The sequence below is a fragment of the Rhodospirillum sp. A1_3_36 genome, assembly GCF_047263945.1.
Lineage (GTDB): Bacteria > Pseudomonadota > Alphaproteobacteria > Rhodospirillales > Rhodospirillaceae > Rhodospirillum.
In genome coordinates, this window is sequence record NZ_JBLAVB010000016.1 from 57,545 (window position 1) to 84,096 (window position 26,552).

At 60.6% G+C, this 26,552-nt stretch carries 24 protein-coding genes; 17 read left to right on the plus strand and 7 right to left on the minus strand.

What is annotated here, in order from left to right; translation table 11 throughout:
* Positions 1–2 precede the first annotated feature (2 nt).
* The 11 genes from ACLIRY_RS21845 to flhA all read left to right on the plus strand — a co-directional run bounded on the left by ACLIRY_RS21845 (position 3) and on the right by flhA (position 12,838).
* On the plus strand, positions 3–803 hold the full coding sequence (locus tag ACLIRY_RS21845) for a flagellar hook assembly protein FlgD (RefSeq protein WP_413207543.1): 801 nt from the start codon (positions 3–5) through the stop codon (positions 801–803).
* A gap of 126 nt (positions 804–929) precedes the next feature.
* Complete coding sequence (locus ACLIRY_RS21850; protein WP_413207544.1) at positions 930–3,086, plus strand: flagellar hook-basal body complex protein; 2,157 nt, start codon at positions 930–932, stop codon at positions 3,084–3,086.
* A 159-nt stretch (positions 3,087–3,245) separates the two neighbouring features.
* Positions 3,246–3,470 (plus strand): flagellar basal body protein, encoded by a 225-nt coding sequence (locus ACLIRY_RS21855; protein ID WP_413207545.1) that lies wholly within the window; start codon positions 3,246–3,248, stop codon positions 3,468–3,470.
* Positions 3,397–3,636: a flagellar basal body rod C-terminal domain-containing protein gene (locus tag ACLIRY_RS21860; RefSeq protein ID WP_413207546.1), complete on the plus strand. Its 240-nt coding sequence runs from the start codon at positions 3,397–3,399 to the stop codon at positions 3,634–3,636. Before ACLIRY_RS21855 ends, ACLIRY_RS21860 begins: the two co-directional genes overlap by 74 nt.
* Before the next feature lie 477 nt (positions 3,637–4,113).
* Positions 4,114–5,769, plus strand: coding sequence for a flagellar basal-body MS-ring/collar protein FliF (gene fliF, locus ACLIRY_RS21865; protein ID WP_413207547.1), 1,656 nt, complete (start codon positions 4,114–4,116; stop codon positions 5,767–5,769).
* 85 nt (positions 5,770–5,854) lie between these two features.
* Complete coding sequence (fliG, locus tag ACLIRY_RS21870) at positions 5,855–6,874, plus strand: flagellar motor switch protein FliG (protein WP_413207548.1); 1,020 nt, start codon at positions 5,855–5,857, stop codon at positions 6,872–6,874.
* A 12-nt stretch (positions 6,875–6,886) separates the two neighbouring features.
* On the plus strand, positions 6,887–7,717 hold the full coding sequence (locus ACLIRY_RS21875) for a flagellar assembly protein FliH (RefSeq protein WP_413207549.1): 831 nt from the start codon (positions 6,887–6,889) through the stop codon (positions 7,715–7,717).
* A gap of 98 nt (positions 7,718–7,815) precedes the next feature.
* Positions 7,816–8,178 (plus strand): flagellar motor switch protein FliN, encoded by a 363-nt coding sequence (gene fliN, locus ACLIRY_RS21880; RefSeq protein WP_413207550.1) that lies wholly within the window; start codon positions 7,816–7,818, stop codon positions 8,176–8,178.
* Positions 8,179–8,315: 137 nt separating this feature from the next.
* Positions 8,316–9,134 carry a motility protein A gene (locus tag ACLIRY_RS21885; RefSeq protein ID WP_413207551.1) on the plus strand — a complete coding sequence of 273 codons (819 nt, stop codon included), beginning with the start codon at positions 8,316–8,318 and terminating at the stop codon, positions 9,132–9,134.
* 119 nt (positions 9,135–9,253) lie between these two features.
* Positions 9,254–10,621 carry a sigma-54-dependent transcriptional regulator gene (locus tag ACLIRY_RS21890; RefSeq protein WP_413207552.1) on the plus strand — a complete coding sequence of 456 codons (1,368 nt, stop codon included), beginning with the start codon at positions 9,254–9,256 and terminating at the stop codon, positions 10,619–10,621.
* Between the two features lie 60 nt (positions 10,622–10,681).
* The gene (gene flhA, locus ACLIRY_RS21895; RefSeq protein WP_413207553.1) at positions 10,682–12,838 is read left to right on the plus strand and encodes a flagellar biosynthesis protein FlhA; all 2,157 of its coding nucleotides are present in this window, start codon (positions 10,682–10,684) and stop codon (positions 12,836–12,838) included.
* 126 nt (positions 12,839–12,964) lie between these two features.
* Here the strand turns inward: flhA and ACLIRY_RS21900 are convergent, their stop codons facing one another.
* Positions 12,965–13,744, minus strand: a complete 780-nt coding sequence (locus tag ACLIRY_RS21900) for a helix-turn-helix domain-containing protein (protein ID WP_413207554.1) — start codon at positions 13,742–13,744, stop codon at positions 12,965–12,967.
* 44 nt (positions 13,745–13,788) lie between these two features.
* Between ACLIRY_RS21900 and ACLIRY_RS21905 the strand changes: the two genes are divergently transcribed.
* On the plus strand, positions 13,789–14,718 hold the full coding sequence (locus ACLIRY_RS21905; RefSeq protein ID WP_413207555.1) for an SMP-30/gluconolactonase/LRE family protein: 930 nt from the start codon (positions 13,789–13,791) through the stop codon (positions 14,716–14,718).
* 124 nt (positions 14,719–14,842) lie between these two features.
* On the opposite strand, the gene ACLIRY_RS21910 is transcribed toward ACLIRY_RS21905, so the two are convergent.
* The gene (locus ACLIRY_RS21910; RefSeq protein ID WP_413207556.1) at positions 14,843–16,363 is read right to left on the minus strand and encodes a sulfatase-like hydrolase/transferase; all 1,521 of its coding nucleotides are present in this window, start codon (positions 16,361–16,363) and stop codon (positions 14,843–14,845) included.
* 215 nt (positions 16,364–16,578) lie between these two features.
* On the opposite strand from ACLIRY_RS21910, the gene ACLIRY_RS21915 reads away from it, so the two are divergent.
* Entirely contained in the window at positions 16,579–17,490 is a 912-nt protein-coding gene (locus tag ACLIRY_RS21915) for a lysylphosphatidylglycerol synthase transmembrane domain-containing protein (RefSeq protein WP_413207566.1), read from the plus strand.
* Between the two features lie 23 nt (positions 17,491–17,513).
* Here the strand turns inward: ACLIRY_RS21915 and ACLIRY_RS21920 are convergent, their stop codons facing one another.
* Genes ACLIRY_RS21920 through ribA form a run of 3 tightly spaced genes read right to left on the minus strand, consistent with a single transcriptional unit; the run spans position 17,514 to position 20,170 of the window.
* Positions 17,514–18,266: an FkbM family methyltransferase gene (locus ACLIRY_RS21920; protein WP_413207557.1), complete on the minus strand. Its 753-nt coding sequence runs from the start codon at positions 18,264–18,266 to the stop codon at positions 17,514–17,516.
* Positions 18,263–19,057 carry a CDP-alcohol phosphatidyltransferase family protein gene (locus ACLIRY_RS21925; protein ID WP_413207558.1) on the minus strand — a complete coding sequence of 265 codons (795 nt, stop codon included), beginning with the start codon at positions 19,055–19,057 and terminating at the stop codon, positions 18,263–18,265. The genes ACLIRY_RS21920 and ACLIRY_RS21925 overlap by 4 nt, the downstream gene beginning before the upstream one ends.
* A 6-nt stretch (positions 19,058–19,063) precedes the next feature.
* Positions 19,064–20,170, minus strand: a complete 1,107-nt coding sequence (gene ribA / locus ACLIRY_RS21930) for a GTP cyclohydrolase II RibA (RefSeq protein WP_413207559.1) — start codon at positions 20,168–20,170, stop codon at positions 19,064–19,066.
* Positions 20,171–20,827: 657 nt separating this feature from the next.
* Between ribA and ACLIRY_RS21935 the strand changes: the two genes are divergently transcribed.
* The 4 genes from ACLIRY_RS21935 to ACLIRY_RS21950 are packed head-to-tail and all read left to right on the plus strand — an operon-like array spanning position 20,828 to position 23,997.
* Positions 20,828–21,703 carry a zinc-dependent alcohol dehydrogenase gene (locus ACLIRY_RS21935; protein ID WP_413207560.1) on the plus strand — a complete coding sequence of 292 codons (876 nt, stop codon included), beginning with the start codon at positions 20,828–20,830 and terminating at the stop codon, positions 21,701–21,703.
* A 52-nt stretch (positions 21,704–21,755) separates the two neighbouring features.
* Entirely contained in the window at positions 21,756–22,154 is a 399-nt protein-coding gene (locus ACLIRY_RS21940; protein WP_413207561.1) for a 6-pyruvoyl trahydropterin synthase family protein, read from the plus strand.
* Positions 22,151–23,194 carry a glycosyltransferase family 4 protein gene (locus ACLIRY_RS21945; RefSeq protein WP_413207562.1) on the plus strand — a complete coding sequence of 348 codons (1,044 nt, stop codon included), beginning with the start codon at positions 22,151–22,153 and terminating at the stop codon, positions 23,192–23,194. Before ACLIRY_RS21940 ends, ACLIRY_RS21945 begins: the two co-directional genes overlap by 4 nt.
* Positions 23,191–23,997 carry a class I SAM-dependent methyltransferase gene (locus tag ACLIRY_RS21950; RefSeq protein WP_413207563.1) on the plus strand — a complete coding sequence of 269 codons (807 nt, stop codon included), beginning with the start codon at positions 23,191–23,193 and terminating at the stop codon, positions 23,995–23,997. Before ACLIRY_RS21945 ends, ACLIRY_RS21950 begins: the two co-directional genes overlap by 4 nt.
* Here the strand turns inward: ACLIRY_RS21950 and ACLIRY_RS21955 are convergent.
* On the minus strand, positions 23,941–24,747 hold the full coding sequence (locus tag ACLIRY_RS21955) for a RibD family protein (protein WP_413207564.1): 807 nt from the start codon (positions 24,745–24,747) through the stop codon (positions 23,941–23,943). The genes ACLIRY_RS21950 and ACLIRY_RS21955 overlap by 57 nt on opposite strands.
* Positions 24,748–24,861: 114 nt before the next feature.
* A complete protein-coding gene (locus ACLIRY_RS21960; protein WP_413207565.1) occupies positions 24,862–25,431 on the minus strand; it encodes a cytochrome b in 570 nt (189 codons plus the stop codon).
* Between the last annotated feature and the right edge of the window lie 1,121 nt (positions 25,432–26,552).

The window sequence follows — 26,552 nt, forward strand, 5'->3', positions numbered from 1 at the left end:
CGATGGTGGACAGCGCCGCCGCAGCAGCAGCCTCCAACGGCTCCCCGGTTACACAATCCGCAGCAAGCCGCAACAAGTTGGCGAAGGATCTGGACACCTTCCTGACCTTGCTGACCTCACAGATGAAGAACCAGGACCCCTTGTCCCCCATGGACAGCACCGAGTTCACCAATCAGTTGGTTCAGTTCGCTCAGGTGGAACAACAGATCAACATGAATACGAACCTGGAAGACATGCTCGGCGTCTTGGGGAACAACGCCTCCGCCCAGGCCGTCAGCTATCTGGACAAATATGTGGAAGTGGAAAGCAGCTACGCATCGTTGCAGGAAGGCAAGTCGGTCTTCACCTACGGCCTTGAAAGCGACGCGGACACCGTCACCGTTGCGCTCTACGACAGCAAGGACAATGTGGTCCGTGCCTTCTCGGGAGAAAACACGGCAGGTCTCCACAAGATCTCCTGGGACGGCAAGGACAGCTATGGCAAGCAGTTGGAAGACGGGGCTTACAAGATCGTCATTACCGCCACATCCAAGAAGGATGGGGAAGTGAACACCTACTCCACCGCCCTTGGCAAAGTCACCGGCCTTGCATCCGATGGCGCGGGAGGAACCCTTCTCGGCCTGGGTGGCATGAGCGCCGACCTGACAAAGGTCCTGGGTGTGTTCAACACCCTTCCCGTAGACGACACAACGACATCTTTGACGGACCCAACAGCGGGAGACGGAACCTCGACAGGCGATGACACGTCGGGTGACACGGCATCCGGTGACAGCTCTACCGAGGACGATACCTCGACCACCTAAGCCCTAGATCGGACAGCGGGGCTCCCCCTCGCCGTCCGCCCCATTCCGCCGCCCCCTGGGGGCGTGCGTAAAGACCGGCGACCTGCGGAAAACAACCGGGCGCCTATGCGAAAAAGGAGTCGACCAATGTCTCTTTATGGTGCGCTTTTCTCAGGCGTCTCCGGCCTTCAAGCCCAATCCAGCGCCATGGGCGCGATCGCCGACAACGTCACCAACGTCAATACGGTGGGTTACAAGGGCACCAAGGTGAACTTCAAGACCCTGGTGACCCAGCAGACCTCCCTCACCCAATATTCGCCGGGTGGCGTGCAGTCTGCCCCCCGGACCGGCGTTGACGTCCAGGGTCTGTTGCAGGCAACCACATCGGCCACCGACGTGGGCATCTCCGGCTCCGGCTTCTTCGTCGTCTCCGGTCAGGCCGAGAACCCCGAAGGCTACGCCTATACCCGTGCGGGGTCGTTCAAAATCGACAAGGACGGCTATCTGCAGAATACGGCCGGCTACTATATGCAGGGCTGGCCCCTGGACAACTGGGACGGGACCGCCTCGGCATCGACCGTCGACATCAACGGCAATACCTACCAGAAGTCCTATAAGAACGTGAGTGGGGACACATACTACATCAACCCCAACGCCGTGGACGCAACCAACATGCAGGCCCTGAACCTGAACACCATCGGTGGCACGGCGCGGGCGACCTCCACCTTGACCATGGGCGCCAACCTGCCCAAGGACGCTGCTATCGGGGCGACATCCAAGACCAACGCCCTGATTTTCGATAGCCTGGGCAGTTCCCATAACCTGGTCTACACCTGGGTGAAGCGGGATCAGAATGCCTGGGATGTGGAAGTGACCCCGCCCGAGGGGTCCACCTATGCCACCATCGACGACCAAACCACCAACCACCGCACCTATTTCTCCGCCGGGCGCCTCGACTTCACCGCCATACCGAAAAATGGCACCAGTTTCACAATGGATATCGGTGGCACCAACTATACCTTTGGCTTCAACGCAGGCGGCGGTAACCAAAATCAACTCGATGATGGCGTAAGCAACAACACGTCAACGGTTCAAGCCACCTATGCCCCGAACGACACCATTACGATCGATGGGGCAACCTTCACCCTGGTAAACGGCACGCCCGCCGACGAAACGCAGGTGGATATTTCAGCCATAACCGCAGGCGATACAGCTGCGGTGGCCAACGCGGTCGCCGATACGGCGGAAGCCTACTTCGACAAAGTCCGTGGTCCCGGCACCTACGTTACGGCGGCCGCCGGAGTCCTGACCAGCAGTTTGCCCATCACTGCCGGTTCCGCCACGTCCTTCACCAATTCACGGGTCGCGACCACCACCAACACCTTTGCCATTGACACCACAGGAAAATCCCTGAGCCAGGTCCTCGACCAATTGGGTCTTCAAGTCAACACGGCCATGGCCATGGCATTCAAAGACCTTCCGGTGACCAACAGCTCTCCTGCCTCCTGGGGAGGGCGCGTAGCCGGTGAAAACGGCATCGTCTTCCGTAACGCCGATACGACCAATTCCATCGCCGTGGATGCCTCCAGCCTGACCGACAGCTCCAACAACGCTGCGGTCCTGCAAACCGTGGCCTATGATGTACCCGCCCTGGATTCTGCGGTGCGCTGGACCAACACGGCAGCCTCCAAGAACTATGCGATGACCTTCAGTGGTGACGGCAAGCCCACCAAGTTCTTCGGGTCGGACGAAACCGCCGCCAGCGATCCCCGCAGCCAGATCCGGCTTGGCTGGGCCACGGGGGCCCTGAACATGGACGGAAGCGCCGCTCCTCCGGGTAGCGCCGCGATCAGCCAGTTCTGGGGCAACTACAACTCCAAGGACGGCTTCACCCAGTTGGCCGGAAAGTATCAGTTGAACTACATCAGCCAAAACGGCAACAAGTTCGGCAACTTTGCGGGCCTGTCCATTGGCGAGGACGGTGTGGTGACCGCCTTGTTCGACAACGGTGTCACCACACCGATTTTCATGATCCCCATCGCCACCTTCGTGAACCCCAACGGCATGGAATCCCTGACCGGCAACGTCTTCCAGGAGACAACAAACTCCGGTCTGCCAACGGTGCGGGAAGCCGGTGAAGCCGGATCGGGCACGGTGAACCAAGCGACCTTGGAAGCCTCGACCGTCGATCTGGGCACCGAATTCACGAATATGATCACCACCCAGCGGGCCTATTCGGCCTCTGCCAAGATCATCACCACCGCCGACGACATGCTGACCGAATTGCTGAGCATCAAGCGATAAGCCCGGTCGTCAGTCCTTTTTCGCAAAACTCGCCCCGGCCATTGGCCGGGGCCTTTTTTCCCTTCGAAGCGATTAAAGTCCCTGTGTTCCTGCAAAGAGAAAGAGATTTCTGAGTTCTTGGGGAAATGCAACCGGGCGACGACGAAAAGGAGTCGACCAATGTCTCTTTATGGTGCGCTTTTCTCAGGCGTCTCCGGCCTTCAAGCCCAATCCAGCGCCATGGGCGCGATCGCCGACAACGTCACCAACGTGAATACGGTGGGTTACAAGGGCACCAAGGTGAACTTCAAGACCCTGGTGACCCAACGGCATGGAATCCCTGACCGGCAACGTCTTCCAGGAGACAACAAACTCCGGTCTGCCAACGGTGCGGGAAGCCGGTGAAGCCGGATCGGGCAGGGTGAACCAAGCGACCTTGGAAGCCTCGACCGTCGATCTGGGCACCGAATTCACGAATATGATCACCACCCAGCGGGCCTATTCGGCCTCTGCCAAGATCATCACCACCGCCGACGACATGCTGACCGAATTGCTGAGCATCAAGCGATAAGCCCGGTCGTCAGTCCTTTTTCGCGACACTGGCCACGGTCATTGATCGGGGGTTGGCTTTCTTTCCCGGATCGTTTCCTTGCCAAGCGGCGCCATCCGGAGACCAAATTTCAGATCGACATACCGCACGACTTGGAGATATCCATGGCTCGTCATTTTCTGTTCAATGTCTAACTGGTGTATCAATCCAGGGACAATGGCGACTGTCTATTATAGAGTCTCTAAAAAGAGATGCTGCCATTCCGGGGCTTTGTGCCCTCCCTGTGTCTGGCCCTGGAAACGGGCAAGTCGTAGAATGGGAGTCGCAACGCTGGGCAAATATTGCCGGGCGTTAAGAGTCTTTTCATCGCGACGGCCTTAGTGTTTTAGTTAACTCCTTGAACAGGCCGGACTCCATTTTGGGGAAAAGCCAGGGCGAGCGGATCCAGATCACACCGATGATTTCCGCGCGCCGAGCCAATCGAATGGGTGGGCCACAGTGAACAACTTCGTTCAGACACTGCGAAACTTGGGACCAGTCCGGCTGGCGGCCGTCGCCGGGGCGGGCATCGCCGTCATCGGCATGATCCTGTACTTCGCCTCGCAGTTCTCGTCAGGGCAGATGGATCTGCTGTACGGCGACCTCGCCCCCAGCGACGCCAACGGAATCATCAGCCAGTTGGAAGAGAAAAACATCCCCTATCAGATGGCTGATAACGGGAAGTCCATTCTTGTCCCCTCCGACCAAGTCCTGAAACTGCGCGTGCAAATGGCCGAACTGGCCATGCCAACGGGCGCCACGGTGGGCTACGAGCTGTTCGACAACACCTCGGCCCTGGGCGCCACCCAGTTCACACAGAACATTAATATGGTCCGTGCCCTGGAAGGGGAATTGTCACGCACCATCCGTTCCATTGACGGAGTGGAAGGCGCCCGGGTTCATCTGGTGATGCCCCGGCGCGAGCCCTTCACCCGGGAACAAGTCTCGCCCTCGGCCTCCGTCGTGGTCCGCATGCGGGGCCGCCGCCTTCAACCCGGTCAGGTGATCGCCATCCAGAACCTGATTGCCGCATCGGTCCCCAGTATGGTGCCATCCCAGGTCTCCATTATCGATGAACGGGGTAACCTGCTGACCAAAGGCGTCGAAGAAGGGGGCGCCATGGCTCAAGCCACGCAGGAGGAATTGCGCAAGTCCGAGGAACGGCGCCTCGCCCGCTCCATCGAGACCCTGCTGGAACGCACCGTTGGCCTCGGTAAGGTCCGGGCGGAAGTCGTGGCGGAAATGGACTTCAACCGCACGGTCACCAACAAGGAAACCTACGACCCCGATGGCCAAGTGTTGCGGTCCTCGACCACCATCGATGAAGCCAACAAGACTTCGGACGCCGTCGAAAGTGTTTCCGTCGCCCAAAACCTGCCTGCCGGCTCCCTCAATACCAATAACGGCGCCCCCACCTCCACCACCCAGGAAAACCGGACCGAGGAGACGGTGAACTACGAAATCACCAAGGTGGTCACGAACCAGGTGAAGGAAGCTGGGGAAGTGCGTCGCCTGTCCGTCGCCGTCATGGTCGATGGGGTCACCACCACCGATGCCAACGGCGCCAAGACATGGGCGCCCCGCTCGAAGGAGGAGATGGACAAGATCAACGCCCTGGTCCGCTCGGCCATGGGGTTCGATTCCACCCGGGGAGACCAGGTGGAGGTGGTGAACATGCGATTCGTCGACAGCGACGAGTTGTTCCCACCGGAGGATACCTGGCAATTCGCGGGGTTCACCAAGGAAGAGATCATGCGCATGGCCGAAGGGCTTGGCGTGGCGATCGTCGCCATCCTGGTGATCCTTCTGGTGGTCCGTCCCCTGGTGACCCGTGCCTTCGAGAACCTGCCCTCGGGCGCGGACCAATCTGGCGGCGGTCTGCTTACTGCCGAGATGGGAGGCACCCCCCAACTGACCGGCCCGGGCGGTGTGCCCATGCCCGCTGGCATGATGGGTGTGCCCGACGACCTTGACGACGCCGAAGAATTGATCGACATCGACAAGGTGGAAGGTCGGGTGAAGGCATCCAGCCTGCGTAAGATCGGCGAAATCGTCGACAAGCATCCAGAAGAAGCCCTGTCCATCATTCGCAATTGGCTGTATCAGGAAAGCTGAGGATAAATGGACAATGATCCCTTAGCCTTATCCATGCTATTCCTGACGCCGCCTATCCGCCCTTGTCGACGGGGAGCACGAAACCGTGTCACGCATTAAGGAAGACTATCGCAGCCTGACCGGCCCCCAAAAGGCCGCCATCATGATGCTATCCCTGGGCGAGGACCACTCCGCCAAGCTGTTCAGCATGATGGATGACGAGGAAATCCGCGAGTTGTCCCAGATCATGGCGAACCTGGGCACAATTGGCTCCTCGTTGGTGGAACGGCTGTTCGTGGATTTCGCGGACGCCATTTCCAACACTGGCTCTCTGGTGGGATCCTACGACACCACCGAACGGTTGCTGATGCGCTCCCTGCCCAAAGATCGCGTCGATATCATCATGGAGGAAATCCGTGGTCCGGCCGGTCGCACCATGTGGGACAAGCTGGGCAATGTGAACGAGCAGGTGCTGGCCAACTACCTGAAGAACGAATATCCCCAGACCGTGGCGGTGGTTCTGTCCAAGATCAAGGCCGATCATGCGTCGCGTGTCCTGGGACTGCTGCCTGAAAACTTCGCCATGGAAGTGATCATGCGCATGCTCCACATGGAAGCGGTGCAGAAAGAAGTGCTCGATGGCGTGGAAAAGACCCTGAGGACCGAGTTCATGTCCAATCTGGCACGCACGGCGCGCCGGGATGCCCACGAGATGATGGCCGACATCTTCAACAACCTGGATCGCAACACGGAAAGCCGCTTCCTGACCGCCCTGGAAGAGCGCAACCGCGAGTCCGCAGAGAAGATCAAGCAGCTCATGTTCACCTTCGAGGACCTGAGCCGTATCGATGCCCAGGGCGTCCAGACCCTGCTGCGCCACGTGGAAAAGGACAAGCTGGCCCTGGGTCTGAAAGGTGCGTCGGACAGCATCAAGGAAATGTTCTTCGGCAATATGTCCGAACGCGCAGGAAAAATGCTGCGCGAAGACATGGATGCCATGGGGCCGGTCCGGCTGCGGGAAGTCGACGAAGCCCAAAACTCGATCGTATCCCTGGCCAAGGAGCTGGCCAGCAGCGGCCAGATTGTCATCTCCGAAGGCAAGGAAGACGACGAGTTGGTGTACTAGGGCCGGATCGGGATGGGCGATATCCAGAAATTCCTGTTCGACCGGCGTTTCGACCGGGCCGACGGATTCGGAGAAGACGAGGAGGAGGAGGACACCGCCACCGCCTCGTCAGAACAATCCGCCGAACCGGAACCGGAAGAGCCCCCCCCGCCGCCGCCGCCCATGTTCACGACAGCCCAGATGGAAGCGGCCCGGGAAGAGGGGTATATCGGTGGCCATACCTCCGCCCTGAACGAAGCCAGCATGGCAACCGAACGCATGACCGCCCTCGCCCTGGACGAGGTCGCCCGACGTCTGGACAGTCTCCGGGACAGCCATCAGATCGCCGTGGACGCCCTTGCCCGGGATGCCGCCCGTCTGGTCCAGTTTATCTGCCGCAAGGTCCTGCCCGCGACAGCGGAGGAAAATGCCATACCGGAAATCACAGCCCTGCTTGCCGATCTCCTCCCCAGCGTCCTGGACGAGCCCCGTTTGGTGGTCCGTGTCCATCCGGATGTGACGGACATGCTGCGTCTGCGCCTGGATCCGGTGATCGCCCAAAGCGGTTACGAGGGTCGGGTTTTGATCACCCCCGACACCCGCATATCCACCGCCGACTGCCGGGTGGATTGGGGCGAAGGGGGCATGGAGCGGGATACCGGTCGCCAATGGGCAGAGATCGAAGCCTTGATCGACCACCATGTGAACGGCCCGACCCCTGTCTCCCGAACGGAAAAGGGGACGGAAACCGCCGCGTCCGACCAGAGGGCCGCACCGGAAAGGTCCTCTCTTGACGACCTTGACCAGGAAGACGGGTCCCTGGAAAACGGACCTGACATTGGCCAAGACGACGATACCCAGTAAGCTAGAGTGAAACGGGACAAGCTTGCATCCAGCTGATCCCATTTCACTCCAGGCAAAACCAATTCGGTGATGTCCGAGATAAGAAAGGGAAGCACGCCATGGCAGACGAGGATTTCAATCTGACCGACCTGCAAGACCCCAACCACGGAAGGGAAGAAAACGACGGGATGAGCGATGACTTCGCGCCGCCCGAAATTCCAGACAAGCCCCGCTCAGCAGCAGATCTGGAAGCCGTGTATGATATTCCGGTCCAGGTCTCTGCGGTGCTCGGCAAGGCCCATATGCAGGTCAATCAGCTGCTGAAACTGGGCCGTGGTGCCGTGGTCGAATTGGACAGGAAAGTGGGTGAAGCCATCGACATCTACGTCAACAACCGCCTGGTCGCCCGCGGCGAGGTCGTGGTTGTCGAGGATCGCCTGGGCGTCACCATGACAGAAATCATCAAATCGGACCGGAACTGACCTCCTGGTCCTAAGGGCACGTCGCGGACAGAAGAGAGCCTTCTGGCGCGGTCTCCCCTCCCTTTGCTTCTCCGCAAATCGCTGTCGATTTCCGTCACCGGTCCCCTCCTTCTTCCGATCCAGGAGCGTCATCAACCATGGCCGACGGCCGAGACATGGAAGACCTGCCAACTCGCCGGAGCCTCCCTGACATGGCTACCTTGTTGGGCATTGGCGGGGCGCTGGCCCTGATCCTCATCGCCCTTGTCCTGGGCGGGTCGCCGGAAGCCTTCCTCGACCTTCCCGCCGTCCTCGTGGTGGGCCTGGGAACGGTGATGGTTACCTTGGCCTCCTTCACCGTCAAGGACGTGGGAGTGACCTTCGCCATGGTGGCCTCAGCCCTGCGTGACGGCGGCCCCGGGCCCAGGGTTGCGGCCCTGAAGATCCTGGCGCTGGCCGATTTCGCCAGGAAGCACGGGGTGCTGAAGTTCCAGGGTCAAGTCCTGAACAGCCTGAAGGATGACCCCTTCCTGCAAAAGGGCATCGCCCTGGTGGTGGATGGCCTGCCAGAACCGGATGTGGAAGCCATCCTGGCCCAGGATATCCATGCCACCCAGCAACGCCTCTCCCGGGCGTCCTCGGTGCTGCGTCGGGCTGCGGAAGTGGCCCCGGCGATGGGGTTGATCGGCACCCTGATCGGCCTTGTGCAAATGCTGGGGAACCTGGATGATCCCACCACCATCGGTCCCAGTATGGCTGTGGCCCTACTCACGACCTTCTACGGTGCCATTCTGGGCAACGTTGTTTTTTTGCCCCTGGCCGGAAAACTGGATCGCAATGGGGCGGATGATACCCTTGTCCGCCGCATCTACATGGTTGGCGTGCTGTCGGTGGCGCGCAAGGAAAACCCAAGGCGCCTGGAGATGTTGTTGAACAGTGCCCTCCCGCCGGCCCAACGGGTGGACTATTACGGATAAGGTGGCACCATTTTTCAGGGGGCCGGGTCGAGCCCCAGTGGGGACGGAAAGCCGGTCCTCCCTCATCCTCGCTTCGATCTGGGAAGCGAAGACGTACAGCATTTTGGGAGGTGCAAGTGATGCGTTTGTTGATCGTCGGTTCTCTGGACGGCCATGTGGGTGAAGCCAGCCGCATGGCCATGGACCGGGGCGCCAAGGTCACCCAGGTGGCAGGCATAGACCAAGCCATGACCTTCCTGCGGGATGGCAAAGGGGCCGATCTGGTGATGATTGACGTGCGCCTGGACGTGAACCGGCTGATCGCAGGCATGACCAATGAACGCATGATCACCCCCGTCGTCGCCTATGGCATTGGAACCGACACCCAAGCAGCGGTCCGGGCCATCAAGGCTGGCGCCCGGGAGTTCATCCCCCTTCCACCGGATCCGGAACTGATCGCCGCCGTACTGGAGGCGGTGACCGAGGAAAGCCACGCCCTGGTCTACAAGGATCCCGCCATGGGGGCCATGGTGCGTCTGGCCGAACAGGTGGCCCCAGCGGACGCCAGCGTGCTCATCACCGGAGAATCGGGAACCGGCAAGGAAATCATCGCCCGCCATATCCACCGCAAAAGCCGACGGGCCAATGGCCGGTTCATCGCCGTAAACTGCGCTGCCATCCCGGAAAACCTGCTGGAATCCGAACTCTTCGGCCACGAAAAAGGGGCTTTCACCGGTGCCGTCGCCCGGCGCCTGGGCAAATTCGAAGAGGCCAACGGCGGCACCTTGCTGCTGGACGAAGTCAGCGAGATGGACGTGCGCCTTCAGGCGAAACTGTTGCGTGTCCTTCAGGAACGGGAAATCGACCGGGTGGGCGGCAAGAACCCGGTGAAGGTGGACGTCCGCATCCTCGCCACATCCAACCGGGATTTAGATGCCGAGGTCCGGAAAGGCACCTTCCGTGAGGATCTGTATTACCGTCTGAACGTGATCACCCTGTCTCTTCCCCCCTTACGGCGGCGGCCTGCCGACATTGAGCACTTGGCCGACCATTTTGCCCGGCGGTTCGCCGACCAGAACGGCATCCCCAACCGCCCCCTGTCCAACACGGCCCGAACCGTCCTGCGGGGTCATGGTTGGCGGGGTAACGTGCGGGAATTGGAAAACACCATCCATCGGGCCGTCCTGCTGGCCACGGGCGACGAAATCGGACCGGACGCGATCATGCTGACCGGAAGCCAGGGCGCCCCGGGCGCGGGCGCTGAGTCCCGTAAAGGAGGGGAGACGGGAGAAACTCAGGCCACAGCAGCCGGTTTGGTCGGACGGACCGTGGCCGACGTGGAGCGGGATCTGATTATCGACACCCTGAAACACACCCTGGGCAACCGTACCCATGCGGCGAATATCCTGGGGATTTCCATTCGAACCCTGCGAAACAAGCTGAAGCAGTACACGGACGAAGGTCTCTCTGTGCCCTCTCCGGGCGCAGGAGAGGTCCAAACGTTCTGATGTCCCACAGAGGAAGACCCGTCCCCATGACTTCCCCCCACAGAGCGGAGCGCTAGATCCATGGCTGAGGAACAAGGTCCCCGCCGTCTGCCCCCGCCCGATGGCTCCTCCCCGGGAAGTGCGGGTGGAGGCATGCTTCTGGGCGCCTTCGGAACACGCTTCCGGGAATTGGTGACAACGGGGGAATTGGGCCTGCCCATGGGGCTGGTGCTGATTCTGGTGGTCCTGATCCTGCCCATGCCGCCCTGGTTGCTGGATATCATGTTGGCCCTGTCGTTGACCCTGGCGGTGTTGATTCTGATGACCGTTGTCTTCATCCGCAAGGCCCTGGAATTCAATACCTTTCCCATGGTTCTGCTGATCTCGACCATGATGCGTCTGGCGCTCAATCTGGCATCGACCCGCCTGATTCTGGCCAACGGGCACGAAGGTCCGTCGGCGGCTGGCCAAGTGATCCGCGCCTTTGGCGGCTTCATCATGGGCGGCAATTTCGTGATTGGCGTCATTGTTTTCGCCATCCTTGTCCTGGTGAACTTCATGGTCATCACCAAGGGTGCGACCCGGATCGCCGAAGTAACCGCCCGTTTCACCTTGGACGCCATGCCCGGCAAGCAAATGGCCATCGACGCGGACCTGTCCTCGGGCTTGATCGACGAAACCCAGGCCCGCCAACGCCGCGAGGACATGCAGAAGGAAGCCGACTTTTTTGGCGCCATGGACGGTGCGTCCAAGTTCGTCCGGGGCGACGCGGTGGCTGGCTTGATCATCACCGCCATCAACGTCATTGGCGGCATGATCATCGGCATGGCCCAGAATAACTTGACCTTCAACGAAGCCGCGAACACCTACACCATGTTGACCGTGGGCGACGGCTTGGTCAGCCAGATCCCCGCGCTGATCATCTCCATCGCCGCTGGCGTTATGGTCTCCAAGGGAGGCCTGACCACCTCTGCGGAAAGCGCCTTGGTGGACCAGTTCACCGCCTATCCCAAGGCGTTGGGCATGAGCTCGTTCCTTGCGGGCGCACTTGCGATCCTGCCCGGAACGCCCATGCTCCCCTTCCTGCTGCTTGCGGGCCTGAGTGGCGGCGCAGCCTGGTGGCTCCAACACCGCAACGCCGAGGTGACGCGGTTAAAAGCCGAGCAGGACGAGCAAATGGCGGCTCAGGATATGCCGGTGTCGGAGGAACCCATCTCCACAGCCCTGAAGATCGATCTTGTCCGCCTGGAACTGGGTTACGGCCTGCTTGCGCTGATCAACAGTGCGCAAAACCAGCGGCTAACGGACCAAATCAAGGCCCTGCGCCGGGCCTTGGCCACGGATATGGGCTTCATCATGCCGCCCGTTCGCATCCAGGACAACATGCAGCTCGCAGCCAATACCTACAAGATCTTCATCAAGGAGGTGGAGGCCGGAGCCGGTGACCTGCGCCCCAACATGCTGCTCGTCATGGATCCCCGAGGCGAGGACATCACCTTGCCCGGCGAAAAGACCCAGGAACCCACCTTTGGCCTTCCTGCGGTCTGGGTCGACCTGTCAAATCGGGAAGAGGCCATGTTCCGGGGCTACACTGTGGTGGATCCACCCACGGTGATCACCACCCACATCACCGAGGTGGTCAAGGACAACATGTCCGAGCTGATGTCCTTCGCCGAGACCCAGAAGCTCCTGGACGATCTGGACAAGGAACAACAGAAGCTTATCGCCGACATGATCCCGGCCCAAATCAGCACCTCGGGTGTTCAACGGGTGCTGCAAAGCCTTTTGGCGGAGCGGGTCTCCATCCGCGACCTTCCGACCATCATGGAGGGTATCTCCGAGGCCTGCGGCGCAACACGCAACATCATGTTCATCACCGAACATGTGCGCACCCGCCTGGCCCGCCAGCTATCAGACGCCAATGTGGGAGACGATGGGGTGGTGCCCCTGGTGACCCTGTCGCCCCAATGGGAATCCGCCTTCGCCGGATCCCTGATCGGCCAGGGCGAGGAGCGCCAACTCTCCATGCCGCCGAGCCAGCTCCAGGAATTCATCGTTGCCACCCGCCAGACCTTCGAGCGTTTCGCCATGCAGGGGGAAAGCCCGGTCCTGCTGACCAGCCCGATGGTTCGCCCCTATGTGCGCTCGATCGTCGAACGCTTCCGCCCCATGACCGTGGTCATGAGCCAGAACGAAATCCACCCCAAAGCCAAGATCAAAACCCTGGGACAGATTTAGGAGAAGATGTGAAGAGCTTGACTCAGTGCAGACCGGGAATGGCCGTTTTTCACGCCGCAGGCAGTTGATCCATATGGGCGTTTATCTTCGCCCGCCGCACTGGATCGACGAACACCAGGAGAACGGTCAAGGCTCGATACCAGCGCTTCCCTTGGGATGGGGCGGCACGGACAAGAGCGACTGAAAGGGCGCCGGAGCCAGCGCGCACAGCCATTTCACGCCCACCAGATCCGCCGGTGCATGCAACAGCTGGTCCCGGCGGGCCCGTCGCGCGATGGTATCGGCCATTTCGGCGATCTCCTCGCGGGTTTTCGCGGCACTGTCCGGATGCATATGTCGGCTCATGGTATGGAAGGCGTGATCATTGGCCCCAAACCCATCCATAACCCAGCGCAAATAGCGGGCATTGATGGATTTGATTTCCTCGAACAGAGGCCCGTCCCGGCTCCAGGAAATCGGAAGCGGAATCAAAAGGCGCGGGGCGCTCTCCTTCCGCTCCAGGGACACAAGACCGAGGCGTTCCAAATCCCGAAAATAGAGGAACAGATCCCCTTCCGTCAGCCCCAGCAGGCTTCGGAGGTCCCCCGGCGAAAAGCCTTCCATCAGCAGAAGAAGCAGGTGGAAGAGGGGCACATTGTCCGCCAGGGCGGCCTCCACCTCAGGGGTCAGAGCCATGGGGGGAGGCGGCGTCAGAGGGTCGGCGTCCAGCAATGCGCCGAGGGGAATGTCCAAAACCGCACAGATCTCCACCAGACGTCCCAGCTTGCAATCCTTGTCCTGAAACAGGCGCTTCACCGATGGTTCGGACAATCCCAGCCGCTCCCCAAGGGCGCGATAGGTCATCTTCCGCGCCTTCATCGCTTGCCGCAGCCGGTCGAAGACCTCCCCGCGAGACGAGTGATCCATCCGAAACTCCCCGAAATCGTATCAATAATCGATACCAATAAAGCATGATTGGCATATCCAGCATAACATACTGCATCTTCCAGGACATCACCCATGTCTTGGAGATCTCCATGTTCCAATCCACCCTCCGGCCCTTGGCCCTGAGTCTCACCGTCCTGACGGTCCTCTCTGTGACTTCCCCGGCATCCGCGCTGGAAACTCTTTGGACCGCCGAAGGCTTCGCCCAACCGGAATCCGTCCTTCCCGATCCCGATAGAAACCGCCTCATTGTCAGCAATATCGATGGGGACGCCGCCACCGCCGATGGCAAGGGCTTCCTCTCCCTCCTGTCCATGGACGGATCGATCCAGACCTTGCATTGGATTGACGGTCTCGATGCGCCCAAGGGTATGGCCCTGGTGGACGGGCGGCTCTACGTTTCCGATCTCACCCACCTCAAGGTTTTCGACGCCACCACCGGGGCCAAGCTCACCACCTTCACCCATCCGGATGCCCAGTTCCTAAACGATGTCACCGCAGACGCCGAGGGTCGGGTCTATGTATCCGACATGCTGGGAGGAACCATCTTCCGGCTTGAGGGCGATCATTTCTTGCCTTGGCTGAGCGACAAGCGCATCCCCTATCCCAATGGCCTGTTGGTCGAGGGGGACAGTCTCGTCATCGGATCCTGGGGCGTTGGTCTCCGGAAAGATTTTACCACGGACCGCCTTGGCGGCCTCTTTCGTGTTTCCTTGGCGGGCGGCAGTCCCTCGCCCCTGTCGGAAACGGAGCAAACGGCCAATGTGGACGGCATAGCGCATCTGAAGGACCATCTGGTTTTCAATGATTGGGTGACCGGCGAAATCTTCACCTGGAAGGATGGACACCTCATCTCCCTTGGCACCGCCGCCCCCGGATTGGCTGACATCGGCGCCATGGGAGATCAGCTCTTCCTGCCCCACATGTTTGAAGGCACGGTGAGCGCCGTCCGATAGAATAGGCGATGCTGAAGCGGACAGGGCCTTGGCCTGACGCGGGCCAACCTCGCCTCTGGGGGCTCCCCTTGAGCCGAACAATCGACCCCACCAGCCTTGGCGGCATGGGCATCAACCAAATGCCTTAAAAACCGTGGACCGGTACAGGTCCCTGGACCGCAAAGCCCCGGATCAAACGGTCTCGCATGGTATCCATGCGGGGCTCAGGCGCGTCCTTCCTGGGGGTCATGCCCAAGCTGAACCCTTCTTTTTGAAAGCGGTCGATCAACGCCCTGTCACGGCTGACGATATGGACCGGGACGGAACGGGAGGCATCTGGTCCGGTGACCAAGGGTGCGGGCTGGTGGTCCCCCAGGATAATGAAGACCCCGTTTTCACCAAAATGGGCGATGTAGTCGCCCAGGGTCTGGAGCGAGTAATCAATGGTCTCGATATACTGCGTCCGAACCCGCTCGTCGTCCGCCCAGACGACACGCGGCGGATCTCCGCTAACGGCTTGCGCGTTGAACGCGGTGCCGTCCCCCACATCCGCCCAATCGATCAGTTTCGGGACCGGCGTCCATGGTGCATGGCTGGAAATCAGCGCAATCTCGGCCATCACCGGTTTGTCGGATGCCTTGGACGGATGCCGGACCAACCGATCAAAGGCCAGAAGCGTATATTGATCGGGCATGGTCACCCAATTGAAGGGCTTGCCTTTGTACCCAAGAGTCTTGGCGACGAAGGTCTCGTCATAACCGAAATAGGCCGCTTCCGGCCAATCCATGGTGATGGCCGGCATCACCGCAGCGGTCCGCCACCCGGCCCGCCGGAACAGGCTATTCAGGCTCGGCTGGTCACTGATCATCAGCCGGTCATAACGCGCCTGACTGTCGATCCAAAGGCCGGACAGGAAGGTGCTATGGGCGAGCCAACTCAGACCGCCCATGGTGGGCGACCAGCTCCAGCCGCTCGCCGACGCATAGCCCGCAGCATCGAGTTGCTCTTCGATCTGGCGCAGGCGCGGCCTGATCAACGGCGCATAGCGGGGATCCTCAATCGCACTGCGCCCATAGGATTCGACGAAGATCAGAACAACGTCCCGCCCGCGAACCGCACGAAACAGAGAGTCGGCCGGCGGGAGGTTCGGTTGGGCGGCAAGATCTTTTTCGAACCGACGCATATCCGCGATGGACTCTTGGACCAATGTCAACCGATGGCCGAGATAAGGGAGCGCGCTCGCGTCGGCAATCCGACCCAGGCCGAGGGTGGGGCCGAACAACCAAAGCGCAGAGCCAACGATCAGGAGTCCGCCGAAGGCCACCGCTGCGGCTCTTGCAGCCGGTCCCGTCGCCGCTGCCAACTGGCGCTGCAGCCAGAAACAAAGCCAGAGCAGCAGGAAGAACCCACCAATGGCAGCAGCGACAACAAGGGCGGCGGAAAAGGTGCCAATGGACCCCGACAGCAGATTCCAACCGTCCGAGAGCATCTTGACATCGAGATAGGGATTAAAACGCCGCTGAAATGCGGATTGAACACCAATATCGGCGATTTTCAGGAAAAGGAGCGTCCCAAGTGCAACGGTTACCACCGCTGCGACGATTCCCCCGACCCGTCGCGGCAACAGCACCAAAACCAAGGCGATGACCGGTATTTCGATGGGCAAGCGCAGAAATGCATTCAATGAAAAACCATATGGATGGTCCGGTAGAACCAGAACCAGGAACGCAATGACGACGAAGAAAAATGCTGGAACCAGTATCTTTCGAATCTCTTCAATATTACCCTTGCCGGATCGATCGAATTGCATCATGAAATCCATCTTTCTATGGGAACTCTTGTTTTTACCTGCGGCCCTTTTGGGAGAGCGAGACCTTGCGTGTGTTTGGTGTTCTGTCAGTTTTTCTCTGCTTGGCTCTGCTTGTTTGGCTCGTTAACGCGGTCGACACTGCCAAGGTCCTGTCTTCCCTTGCCGCAGTGCCGCCCGGGAAGGTGTTTCTGGCCCTGCTCATCGTCCAAGTCCAAGTCGTGCTATCCGCCATCCGCTGGCGCTTCACCGCCAGCCGACTGGACCACAGAATTTCATTGCCCCATGCCGTGGGCGAATACTATGTGGGAAGCTTTCTGAACTTGGTATTGCCCGGTGGCATGGCCGGTGATGCCGTCCGCGCCTACCGCACCAAAACCGGCGACGCAGGGGGATGGAAGCGGCCCGCTGCCGCCGTCTTTTTGGAGCGACTTTCGGGCCAACTGGCTTTCTTCCTGCTGACCGGCCTGGGGCTGCTGGCCTGGCCAGCCTTTCTGGGGGACCACATGCCGGAGGGATACACAAGCCTCGCCTGGATTTGCCTTGCCGGTCTGCTCTCCATCCTGGGTTTGGGGGTCGCTTTGGCCAAAACCCGGATTTCCACCCGCATGGAAGGAATGCGCCCCCACCTTCTCAAAGCCTTTTGGCAAGACGGCGCCTTTGCCGTACAGGTCGGTCTCAGTACGCTGATCGTGGCGGCCTATGTGATCACCTTCCTGATCGCCGCCGATGCCGTGGGAACTCCGCTTCCCGCCGTCGCAGCCATCACCGTTATTCCGCTTTGCCTGATGACCATGCTGATTCCCGCCGGTATCGGCGGCTGGGGCACCCGCGAGGCCGCCGCAGCGGCCCTTTGGCCCCTCTTGGGCTACAGCAGCGCCCAAGGCTTGTCGGCCAGTTTGCTCTATGGGGTGCTGTCCTTGGTTGGCGTCGCCCCGATTGGCCTCGCCTTCCTCGTCAAATCGACGATCACCCGCAATCGGTAGCCGGTCCCAGAGAACGCCCGCCATCACCCGACCAACCGGGCGTAAATATCACCGGATCCCTCACCCGCAGACGGAGCGTCGAGGCCTTCCATCAAGGCGTCGACGCTCTTCCAATCGGACCAGACAAAGCGATGGCGCTCGCCCACAACCTTGTTGAACCGGTAGTCACCGAGGGTCATCAAGCGCGCGAGGGCTGCTTGAGTGTCGGACCGCATGGCGGGAATGGTCTCGAAGGCAATCAGGGGCAAGGGCTGACTGAGCCCCGCCAGCACTTGGCTTTCCGCCCCTTCGACGTCGATCTTGCAAAAAGCCGGTTTCCCATACCGGTCGATCAACGCGTCGAGGGTTGTCATCGGCACCAAGATCTCTCGATCCCAGGTCACAGAACGAAACCCCTGCGCATGGCTGACGGTCTCGATGAAATCGCTGGAAATGCTGCTGACTGTGGGGTGGCGGCTGGAGATCCGAAGGGTGACCTCTCCCATCGTGGCGCCAACGGCAACCCGCTCGAGACCGGTGAAGCGTTGACTAAAATGCCGCTCAAGAAGGTCCGCGCAGACCGGTTGGGGTTCGATCGCCACCACCTCCGCGCCCAAGGACAGAAAGGTCTTCGCACGGCTTCCCACATGGGCACCGATATCGAAAACGAGATCCCCCGGCGCGATCAACGAGCGATAGAAGCGCCTCAGGGACAGGCGGCGCCAGGGCTGGCCATAGTAAATGGCCAGGGAGCGGGCGAGGCCAAAACGCGTCGCGAGGCGAGCGGGAAAGGTCATGCGGAGGGATCCCGTCGGCGCAGGAGATCAAGGGTGTCGACTGCGAAAGAGTAGGAGAGCAGCGCAAGAGCGACGGCGGCGATGGCGGTGGAAACCGGCGGGGGAACCAGCGGCACAAGAACCACGCAGAGCCCTCCAACCTGAACCACGCAGATCACCTTGCGCCGCAACGACGGGGCCAGGGGCGCACGCAGGCGCGGCACGGCATATTGGCCGAGAACGAAGCCATAGCGCATCACACCGATCAGCAGCACCCATGCATCGGCCTTTCCCAAACGAAAGGCCGCAGCGGAGAGGATCAGGATCAGCAGGGCGTCGATTTCCATATCGAACCGCGCCCCCAGTTCTGATTCCCGGCGAAAGCGTCGCGCCAGATAGCCATCCAGCCCGTCGAATGTCAGCGCAACGACGGCCAGAACGAGCACCGTCGGCAACCCTGCTTCCAGCGCGGGCCGGTCCTCGACAAAGAAAACCGCCGCACCGAGGATGCAGGCAATCGCCGCCCGAACGGCGGTGACGACATTGGCATAGCCGAAGCGGTCGTGATGGTGGTTCGACAACCCATGGACGACAAGGGCAAAGATCACCAAAAGCAACAGCGCCGCCGACGCAATCGCCAGAAGACCGATCGACAAGGGCACGCGGACAAGCAGATAACCAGGGACTGCCAGGGCGAAAACGACGCAAAGGGAAGCGCATGCGTCAGTCAGCAGACGCCGCCGGATACCGTCCCCGGTTCCATTTGGAGGCACTGGTCCTGTCCCCGTTGGAGAGGGATCTCGCATGGCCATGACCCCCTACTCCTCGACGACAAGGGCTTCAAGGTTGAACATATGCCCGGCTCGCACCGTCTTGGTCCGCAGGTAGCTGACGTTTTCCGCCGTCACAGTGCCGACCACCGGGACCCAGCCCTCGACCCTGATATTGCCCGCGCGCAGGGCCGCAATTTTCGTCGGATTGTTGGTATAGGCAATGACCTCGGTCATGCCAAGCAAACGCAGGATGGCAGCAGCGGCTTCGTAGCGGCGATGGTCGCTGGACAGACCGAGTTCTGAATCGGCATCGATGGTATCCAAACCCAGGTGCTGGTACCCGTAGGCCCGCATTTTGGCGCCAATTCCCGTACCGCGTCCTTCCTGATCCAGATAGATCAAAACGCCGCCCCCCTCCTGTTTCAGTTGGGACAGACCATTCCTCAATTGATCCCCGCAATCGCATTTCAGGGATCCGTAAAGGTCCCCTGTCAGGCAGGACGAATGAATGCGCACGGGGACCGGTCGGCGGAGGTCGGGGTTTCCGATAACAATAGCAACCTGATCCCTTTGCGCCAATCCACCCCGAAAGACCACGAAATCCGCATCCCCGATCTCCTTGAGCGGAACACGGGTGCGGGCGATCTGGGTAAAGGTCTGACCCCCGCCATTGATCGCGAACAAGCCGTCTTTGGACAGAACGGAGCAGGCAGCAAAGCGCGATGCGACCTCACCGACATCGGCGCAAACCATGGCCGGAAGCAGCAGCGCCAAGCGTGCCAACTCCGTGGTGGCGCTCATCAAAGGATCCGCCAACCGCCAGGTCACCGGCGCGGGCCCATGGAGCGCGTAGGCGTGGGTCGACGCTGCATCAAAGGACAGTCCGGCCATGGGGACAGCGATATCATGCCCCGCCAGCAAACCGAGACGACTGGCCCGCTCAGCGGTCAGAAGCAGGCTATGCCGGTTGTCGACGGAGGCCGCGAACCGGTCGTAAACCTGGGGCGCGACACAATCGAGGGCCAAGACCGCAAGGTGACGGGGACCATCCCTGAGGATCACCGGACGGCCAAACCGCAGCTCCGCCACGGCCCGCTCCACCTCCATGGTGGGCGAGGAAAACTGAAAATCGCCTTGTACAGCCTGTTCCATAAAAGTCTCCAAGCACCGACGGAGTATAGTATGCCTCGCCCGCAGCACGGACGAGGCCCCATGCACGACCGCATGGGCGATCCTGCAAGATCTCGTCCTTGAGTACGCCTTTGGGAGTGAAAAAGTTCGACCTCCTTCAACAAAAAATAATACTTATAAATAAAAAATGGTTTTAACCTGTCATCCATCACAGTCCATAGTCCACTATAGTGTCTTATCTTTTTTAGGCGATAGCCCAAGCCCATTTGGGAACCAATGTCCCTAAACCCCTTTTTTCTTTTACAAATAAGCGCCCGAGGCCTGGGGCCTTTCGGCCAGTAACCGCCTGGGGTCTGGGGCCTTTCGGCCCATAAATACCTGGGGTCTGGGGCCTTTCGGCCCCAGTGGGGGACGGGGCAAAGCCCCGTGACGGGAAAACACCTCTTGTCGTGTACTGTGGTCACGGTCTCCCCTGTCGGCCTATGATCCAGGGACCACGCATTTTTCCGGGAATGACATGAAGCCCGCCAGAGCAGGCGGGGCTGCGAAAGAGGTGACCTTTTGACCCAAACCCCTGATCCTCTCCCCGCTCGAGGGGTGGCGTCCGCGCTTTGGTTTTCCGCTCCTGGCCGGTGCGAGATCCGCCGGGAGGACCTCGCCTTTTCCACCAAAGGGCAGATGTTGGTACGCACGCTGTTCAGCGGCATCAGCCGTGGTACGGAAACATTGGTCTTCACGGGCAAGGTTCCACGCACCGAATATGACCGCATGCGCGGCCCCAATATGGCCGGCGACTTCCCCTTTCCCGTGAAATATGGCTATGCCGCCGTTGGTCGGGTGGAAGAAGGCCCAGCCCCTCTGCTGGGACGACCCGTGTTCTGCCTGCACCCCCACCAAGACCAATTCCTCGTGGACGAGGGCATGGTCGCTGTCCTGCCCGAAGGATTGCCTCCGGAGCGCGCTGTTCTTGCCGCCAATATGGAAACAGCACTCAACATCGTCTGGGATGCCGGGATCCTGCCGGGTGACCGTATCGCGGTTTTTGGCGCGGGCGTCGTTGGCGCGCTGGTGGCCTATCTTGCGTCTCGGATCATCGGCACAGATGTCGTCCTCCTCGACAGGACCCCCTCGCGGGCCATTCTGGCTTCGGCGCTGGAGATTGTTTTCTCTGGACGTGAACCCAGCGGCCTGTTTGACGTACTCATCAATGCAAGTGGTTCGGCGGATGCGCTCGCGACGGCGATCGCCCATGCCGACCAGGAAGCCCGCATTGTCGAAGCGAGTTGGTATGGCGACAAGGTCGCCCCCCTCCCCCTGGGAGGCGCCTTTCATGCCCGCCGCCTGTCGATCGTCAGTTCGCAGGTCGGCTCGGTCCCGCCCGCGCGCCGCGCCCGGTGGAGCTACGCCCGGCGCATGAAGACGGCGCTGGACCTGCTTCAGGACGATCGGCTCGACGCCTTGATTTCCGGCGAAACCGCCTTCACCGACCTCGCCAACGCCTATCCCGGGATCCTGTCGAACCCAGACACCCTGTGCCACCGCATCCGATATTAAGACCTATTGTCATGGCCCATTACCAAAGACCATTACCAAGAAAGGAACCAGAATGTTCGCCGTAGAAGTCCGCGATCACATCATGATCGCCCATAGTCTTCCCCGCCCGGTCTTCGGACCTGCCCAGGGCATGCACGGCGCCACCTATGTGGTTGATGCCGTTTTTTTTACCCGGGACCTCGACGAGGACGGGCTTGGCGTTGACATCGGCGCAGCGACCACGGTGCTGGCGGAAGTCCTCAAGCCCCTCAATTACAAAAACCTGGATGAGGTCGAGACCTTCAAAGGGCGGGTGACCACCACGGAGGTTGTCGCCAAACACATTTTCGACGAACTCGCCGCAGCGGTGGCCGACAAGCGGCTTGGCCCCGGCAGTCATCGCATTTGCCGCCTGAAAATCACCTTGCATGAATCCCATGCCGCCCGGGCCTGGTACGAGGGTGACCTTTGAGCGGAGACCTGACCTTCGCCTTTCCCGGCGAACTTGGGTTGAACACCGGTGGCTATGCCTATGACCGCAGGGTCATGGCGGAACTGGGCAAGCTTGGTTGGGCTGTCCACCCCCTGCCCCTGGGCGAAGGCTTCCCCTTCCCCTCCGATGGGGTGAAGGCCGCCGCCGAACGAAGTCTCTCGGCCTTGTCCGATGGCGCACTTGTGATGGTCGACGGGCTCGCCTTCGGTCTGCTCGACGATTGGGCAGAGCGAGAGGCCCATCGCCTGACCATCGTCGCCCTGATCCACCACCCCCTGGCCCTTGAAAGCGGCCTGGGGGAGGCAGAGAGGGAGCGGGTCCAGCGGTCCGAGGAACGGGCTCTGCGGTTCGCCGCCCATGTCGTCGTCACCTCACCCATGACCGCCCGTGAACTCGTCGCGCACTATGGGGTTGACGCCGCGCGGATTACCGCCGCCCTGCCGGGAACCGATCCAGGTCCCCCTTCCCCGGGCACTGGCGACCCGCCCCACATCCTGTCCATTGGAACGCTGACGCCCCGCAAAGGCCACGATGTGCTCCTTGACGCCCTCAAGGCGGTCGAGGACCTGCCGTGGACGGCCACCATCGTTGGCAACGCCACCCTCCACCCAGAGACCACTGAGGCCCTCCACCAGCAGCTCACGAATCTGGAACTCGGCCACCGTCTTGTTTTCGTGGGGGACTGTGGGAGCGTGCGCCCGTTGTTCGCCGCCGCAGATCTGTTTGCGCTGGCCAGCCGGTACGAAGGCTACGGTATGGTCTTCGCGGAAGCCCAATCACAGGGCTTACCCATCGTCTCCTGTCGCACCGGAGCCATTCCAGAGGTGGTGGCCGAAGATGCAGGCCTCCTCGTCCCTGTGGACGACAGACAGGCTTTTGCCGCAGCCCTCAGACAGCTGCTGACAGACACAGACCTGCGCCGCCGCATGGCCAAGGCATCGCGGCGCGCCGGTGCGGCCCTGCCCCGGTGGGAGACCACGGCGGCATGTATATCCAAAACGATGGAGGAGTTGCGGTGAGTGGATTTGACGGGACATGGCTGGCTCTCCGCGAACCGGTGGACCACGCGGCGCGCGAGATGGCTTTGGTGGAAGCTCTGGCCCAAGCCTTGGCTCCCATCGACGCGCCCTCTCTCGTCGATATTGGCTGTGGAACCGGGTCGACCTGGCGGTATTTGTCCAGCCAGTTGCCCGAACGCACCCAATGGTTGCTCGTCGATCACGATCCCCTGCTGCTGACGGACGCCCGTCACCGCATCGGCGCGGACCATCCAGTCCGATTCCAGGTCCATGACCTGACCGATGTTGCGGAGCTTCCACTGGAGGGGGTTTCCGTGGTCACCGCCTCCGCGCTCTTCGATCTCTGCTCGCGGGCCTTTTGCGAGACCCTGATCGACCGCCTCACCCGGACAGGCTGCGGCTTATACGCGGCCCTGAATTACGACGGCACCATGACCTGGTCCCGCCCCCATCCGTTGGATGACGCCGTGGTTGCCGCTTTCAACCAGCATCAACGCGGGGACAAGGGATTTGGCCCGGCGCTCGGCCCTGATGCGACCGACTGCCTGACGGACCTTCTGACAAACCGGGGGTTTCATGTCCTCACCGGGGACAGCCCCTGGCAGATGGATCACGGCCACGCCGCGCTCCAATCCGCCTTCCTCAAGGGGTTTCGCCAACCGCTGTTGGACATTGGCGACCTTTCGGACGGAGAGATAGAGGCTTGGCTGTCCTTCCGTCTTGCCACCATTGAGGCCCCGGAAAACCTATGTCGGGTTGGCCACCGAGACCTGCTCGCCTTGCCGCCCAAGGACTGGGTTTGAGCGAAGATCGCAGTCGAAAAGGATATCGCTACCCAGGCTATAGACCTCTGTCAGGGGGCGGCGCGCCTCCGACAGAAACTCAATCGGCGAGAAGTTGATCCCACTTGGCCCGGACCCAATGATGATCGGCGAAACGGATACGTGTAACCGATCCACATGGCCCGCTTCGATGAACCGGGCGATGGTCTTCGCCCCCCCTTCCACGAGGACCCGCTGAAGTCCACGGTCGGCGAGCGCTTGCAGGATGGCACCGGTACAGAGCCCGCAGGTGTCTTCCTTCAATCGAATGACCTCTGCCTGGCCAAACGTCCTGGGGGGCGCCGTGGCGCTCTGGAACACGATCACCGGGGCCCCCCCATCGTGGAACATCCCCTCTCCGCCACTCAGATCCCCCCGGCAATCGATCACAACGCGAACGGGACTTCGTCCCTCGACAATACGCACCGAGAGGCGCGGGTCATCCGATGTGACCGTGGTCACGCCAACGATCACGGCATCGACCAACGCCCGACAGCGGTGGAGGTGGGCGAGTCCGTCCGGCCCCGACACATCGCGGGCATCGCCGGTCGGTGTCGCAATCCGCCCATCAAGGGATTGACCAACCTGCGCGATGACAAAGGGTCCCTTGGCTCCGGCGATGGGTCCATAGACGCGGGTCACGGGATCCGCACCGCCTTCGAGATCCGCCAATCCTTCCTGCAGGGCCAGAAGGGTGCCCCAGGCCGCATCGGTAACATCGATCGTCCGCATGGCTGATCCTAGAGTATCAACCCACATGAAGGCTGCTGCCTTCATGTGGAAAGGTGATGCACCAGCAAAACCCGGGTGCACCGGCCAATGAATCTTTATGAAACTGCCGGTCCGCTAGAGTATCCGATAGAGGGTATGATCCCGCTTAACGGTATGATGAAACAGCACCGCGCCAATATGCAACGCAAAAAGGGCGAATAGTATCCAGGCGGACCAACCGTGGATGGCGGACAGCACTGAGGCAACTTCCGGGGCCTTGTCGATTGGGCTCCACACAGGCAAAAGGCCGAACCAGACGAAGGGAAAGCCATGGGCGTTCGTCGCCAGAAAACCGCTGATCGGCATCACGATCAGGAACAGGTACAGCAGACCGTGAACCGAGGCTGCGGCGATCCGTTCCAGAGCCGACCCTTCGGCGGGTGGGGCCGGCGCAATCAGCTTATTCCCGACGCGCAGCAGCATCAGCCAAAGCACCAGAAAGCCAAAGCTTTCATGGATCAGGTAGAAGCCCGGCGCCGCATCAGGCTTGATGAACTCGATCACCAAACCAAGCGGCCATGTGACGAGAACGAGACCGGCGATGATCCAATGCAGGATGCGGGAGGTCGAGGGATAGCGGTCCACGCGAATGTCAATCCGGGTGGGCGCGGTCGCGGCGGGCGACAGGGGTCTAGGGATACTCATGGGAACGCGGCCTCCAATGGCGGGGATGCTCACACGGGGTCGGCCCCCTCCACTGCGGAGTCATCGACAGCCGGGAGGAGCGACGCCCAAGTGTAGCGACCAGAACGAAGATCTCATCTCAACCTGAGTCCTCTGCGGAACGGGAAAAGGTTCATCGCCATCGGTTCGATTTCCGGTTCCCCCCTCAGGTTGCGTCACCGCCGACGATCCAGTCTGGGCCTATGGCCATCAAACCAAGCTGAACGGGCTTCACTGAGGCGAACGCGTTACCCTACGTGAAACTGCCGGTAAAAGGAAGACAAGTGGGTGAACTCGTATTCATATGCGATGGAACTGATTAACCCGGAAAAGTCACCGGTCCGATTCGAGATATCGAAAAGAATTATTGATAACAGTTAATTACACTAGAGTTACGCGGCCGATGGCTGCACGCAGACAGTATCGCGGTGTTGGATTGGAGTGCAGGGCGATGAGATGGAACCACTTGAGAGTGGCTCCAGAGCAATCGGCCGCCAATAGCACCGGCAGAGATAGCGCTGGAGGTTTCGGTTCTTGCCATTCACGACCGCTCCCGGCGCCTGGCGGTGCGGACAAGTCCGATCCACCCCCCCCTCTGCTTGACAGCAGCAACGGAAGCCACCCCTGAGGGCGATCGGCCAAGGTCTCCAACACCGTCGTCTTCTGCGCTTCCGTGAAGGGAAGTGCTCCGAGTCTTCCTGAGGGATCGTCCTGTCGCCTGTCGCCTGTCGTGTCATTGGCACGGATCGGTATGGAGGGAGCCGTGGCCTGTTTTTTTATATCTAAGCCAGAACAACGTCAGCGTTCTTGCGGGAATCCGCATATCACCCGCTTACCCGGGGAAGTTAAATATCAATAGGTATGTAGCTTTACAGCCATTTTGTTCCTATGCATTTATTTTCTCGAAAGAATTTTCTTTCATCAGGGAACCAATTCATCCGAAAAGCTGGATGAATTGCTACAAATGGGAGAGAGCGCACCCTATGATTTAGGAAGCATGGCATTTCCATAGGGCCAAAAATCTCTTGATTCTCGATCTGTAGACGGATCACACCCTGACCGCGCAGTGCCGCGCTGTCTTATCTCCAAGTGATCCGATGTTG

Excerpts from the sequence above, each read along its gene's own strand:
- fliN (WP_413207550.1), top strand. The coding sequence starts at position 7,816 with ATGGCAGACGAGGATTTCAATCTGACCGACCTGCAAGACCCCAACCAC.
- ACLIRY_RS21920 (WP_413207557.1), bottom strand. The coding sequence starts at position 18,266 with ATGACCTTTCCCGCTCGCCTCGCGACGCGTTTTGGCCTCGCCCGCTCC.
- ACLIRY_RS21935 (WP_413207560.1), top strand. The coding sequence starts at position 20,828 with ATGTTGGTACGCACGCTGTTCAGCGGCATCAGCCGTGGTACGGAAACA.
- ACLIRY_RS21940 (WP_413207561.1), top strand. The coding sequence starts at position 21,756 with ATGTTCGCCGTAGAAGTCCGCGATCACATCATGATCGCCCATAGTCTT.
- ACLIRY_RS21845 (WP_413207543.1), top strand. The coding sequence starts at position 3 with ATGGTGGACAGCGCCGCCGCAGCAGCAGCCTCCAACGGCTCCCCGGTT.
- ACLIRY_RS21900 (WP_413207554.1), bottom strand. The coding sequence starts at position 13,744 with ATGGATCACTCGTCTCGCGGGGAGGTCTTCGACCGGCTGCGGCAAGCG.
- ACLIRY_RS21860 (WP_413207546.1), top strand. The coding sequence starts at position 3,397 with ATGGAATCCCTGACCGGCAACGTCTTCCAGGAGACAACAAACTCCGGT.
- ACLIRY_RS21850 (WP_413207544.1), top strand. The coding sequence starts at position 930 with ATGTCTCTTTATGGTGCGCTTTTCTCAGGCGTCTCCGGCCTTCAAGCC.
- ACLIRY_RS21960 (WP_413207565.1), bottom strand. The coding sequence starts at position 25,431 with ATGAGTATCCCTAGACCCCTGTCGCCCGCCGCGACCGCGCCCACCCGG.
- ACLIRY_RS21885 (WP_413207551.1), top strand. The coding sequence starts at position 8,316 with ATGGCCGACGGCCGAGACATGGAAGACCTGCCAACTCGCCGGAGCCTC.
- ACLIRY_RS21905 (WP_413207555.1), top strand. The coding sequence starts at position 13,789 with ATGATTGGCATATCCAGCATAACATACTGCATCTTCCAGGACATCACC.
- ACLIRY_RS21875 (WP_413207549.1), top strand. The coding sequence starts at position 6,887 with ATGGGCGATATCCAGAAATTCCTGTTCGACCGGCGTTTCGACCGGGCC.
- ACLIRY_RS21955 (WP_413207564.1), bottom strand. The coding sequence starts at position 24,747 with ATGCGGACGATCGATGTTACCGATGCGGCCTGGGGCACCCTTCTGGCC.
- ACLIRY_RS21855 (WP_413207545.1), top strand. The coding sequence starts at position 3,246 with ATGTCTCTTTATGGTGCGCTTTTCTCAGGCGTCTCCGGCCTTCAAGCC.
- ribA (WP_413207559.1), bottom strand. The coding sequence starts at position 20,170 with ATGGAACAGGCTGTACAAGGCGATTTTCAGTTTTCCTCGCCCACCATG.
- ACLIRY_RS21890 (WP_413207552.1), top strand. The coding sequence starts at position 9,254 with ATGCGTTTGTTGATCGTCGGTTCTCTGGACGGCCATGTGGGTGAAGCC.
- flhA (WP_413207553.1), top strand. The coding sequence starts at position 10,682 with ATGGCTGAGGAACAAGGTCCCCGCCGTCTGCCCCCGCCCGATGGCTCC.
- ACLIRY_RS21925 (WP_413207558.1), bottom strand. The coding sequence starts at position 19,057 with ATGGCCATGCGAGATCCCTCTCCAACGGGGACAGGACCAGTGCCTCCA.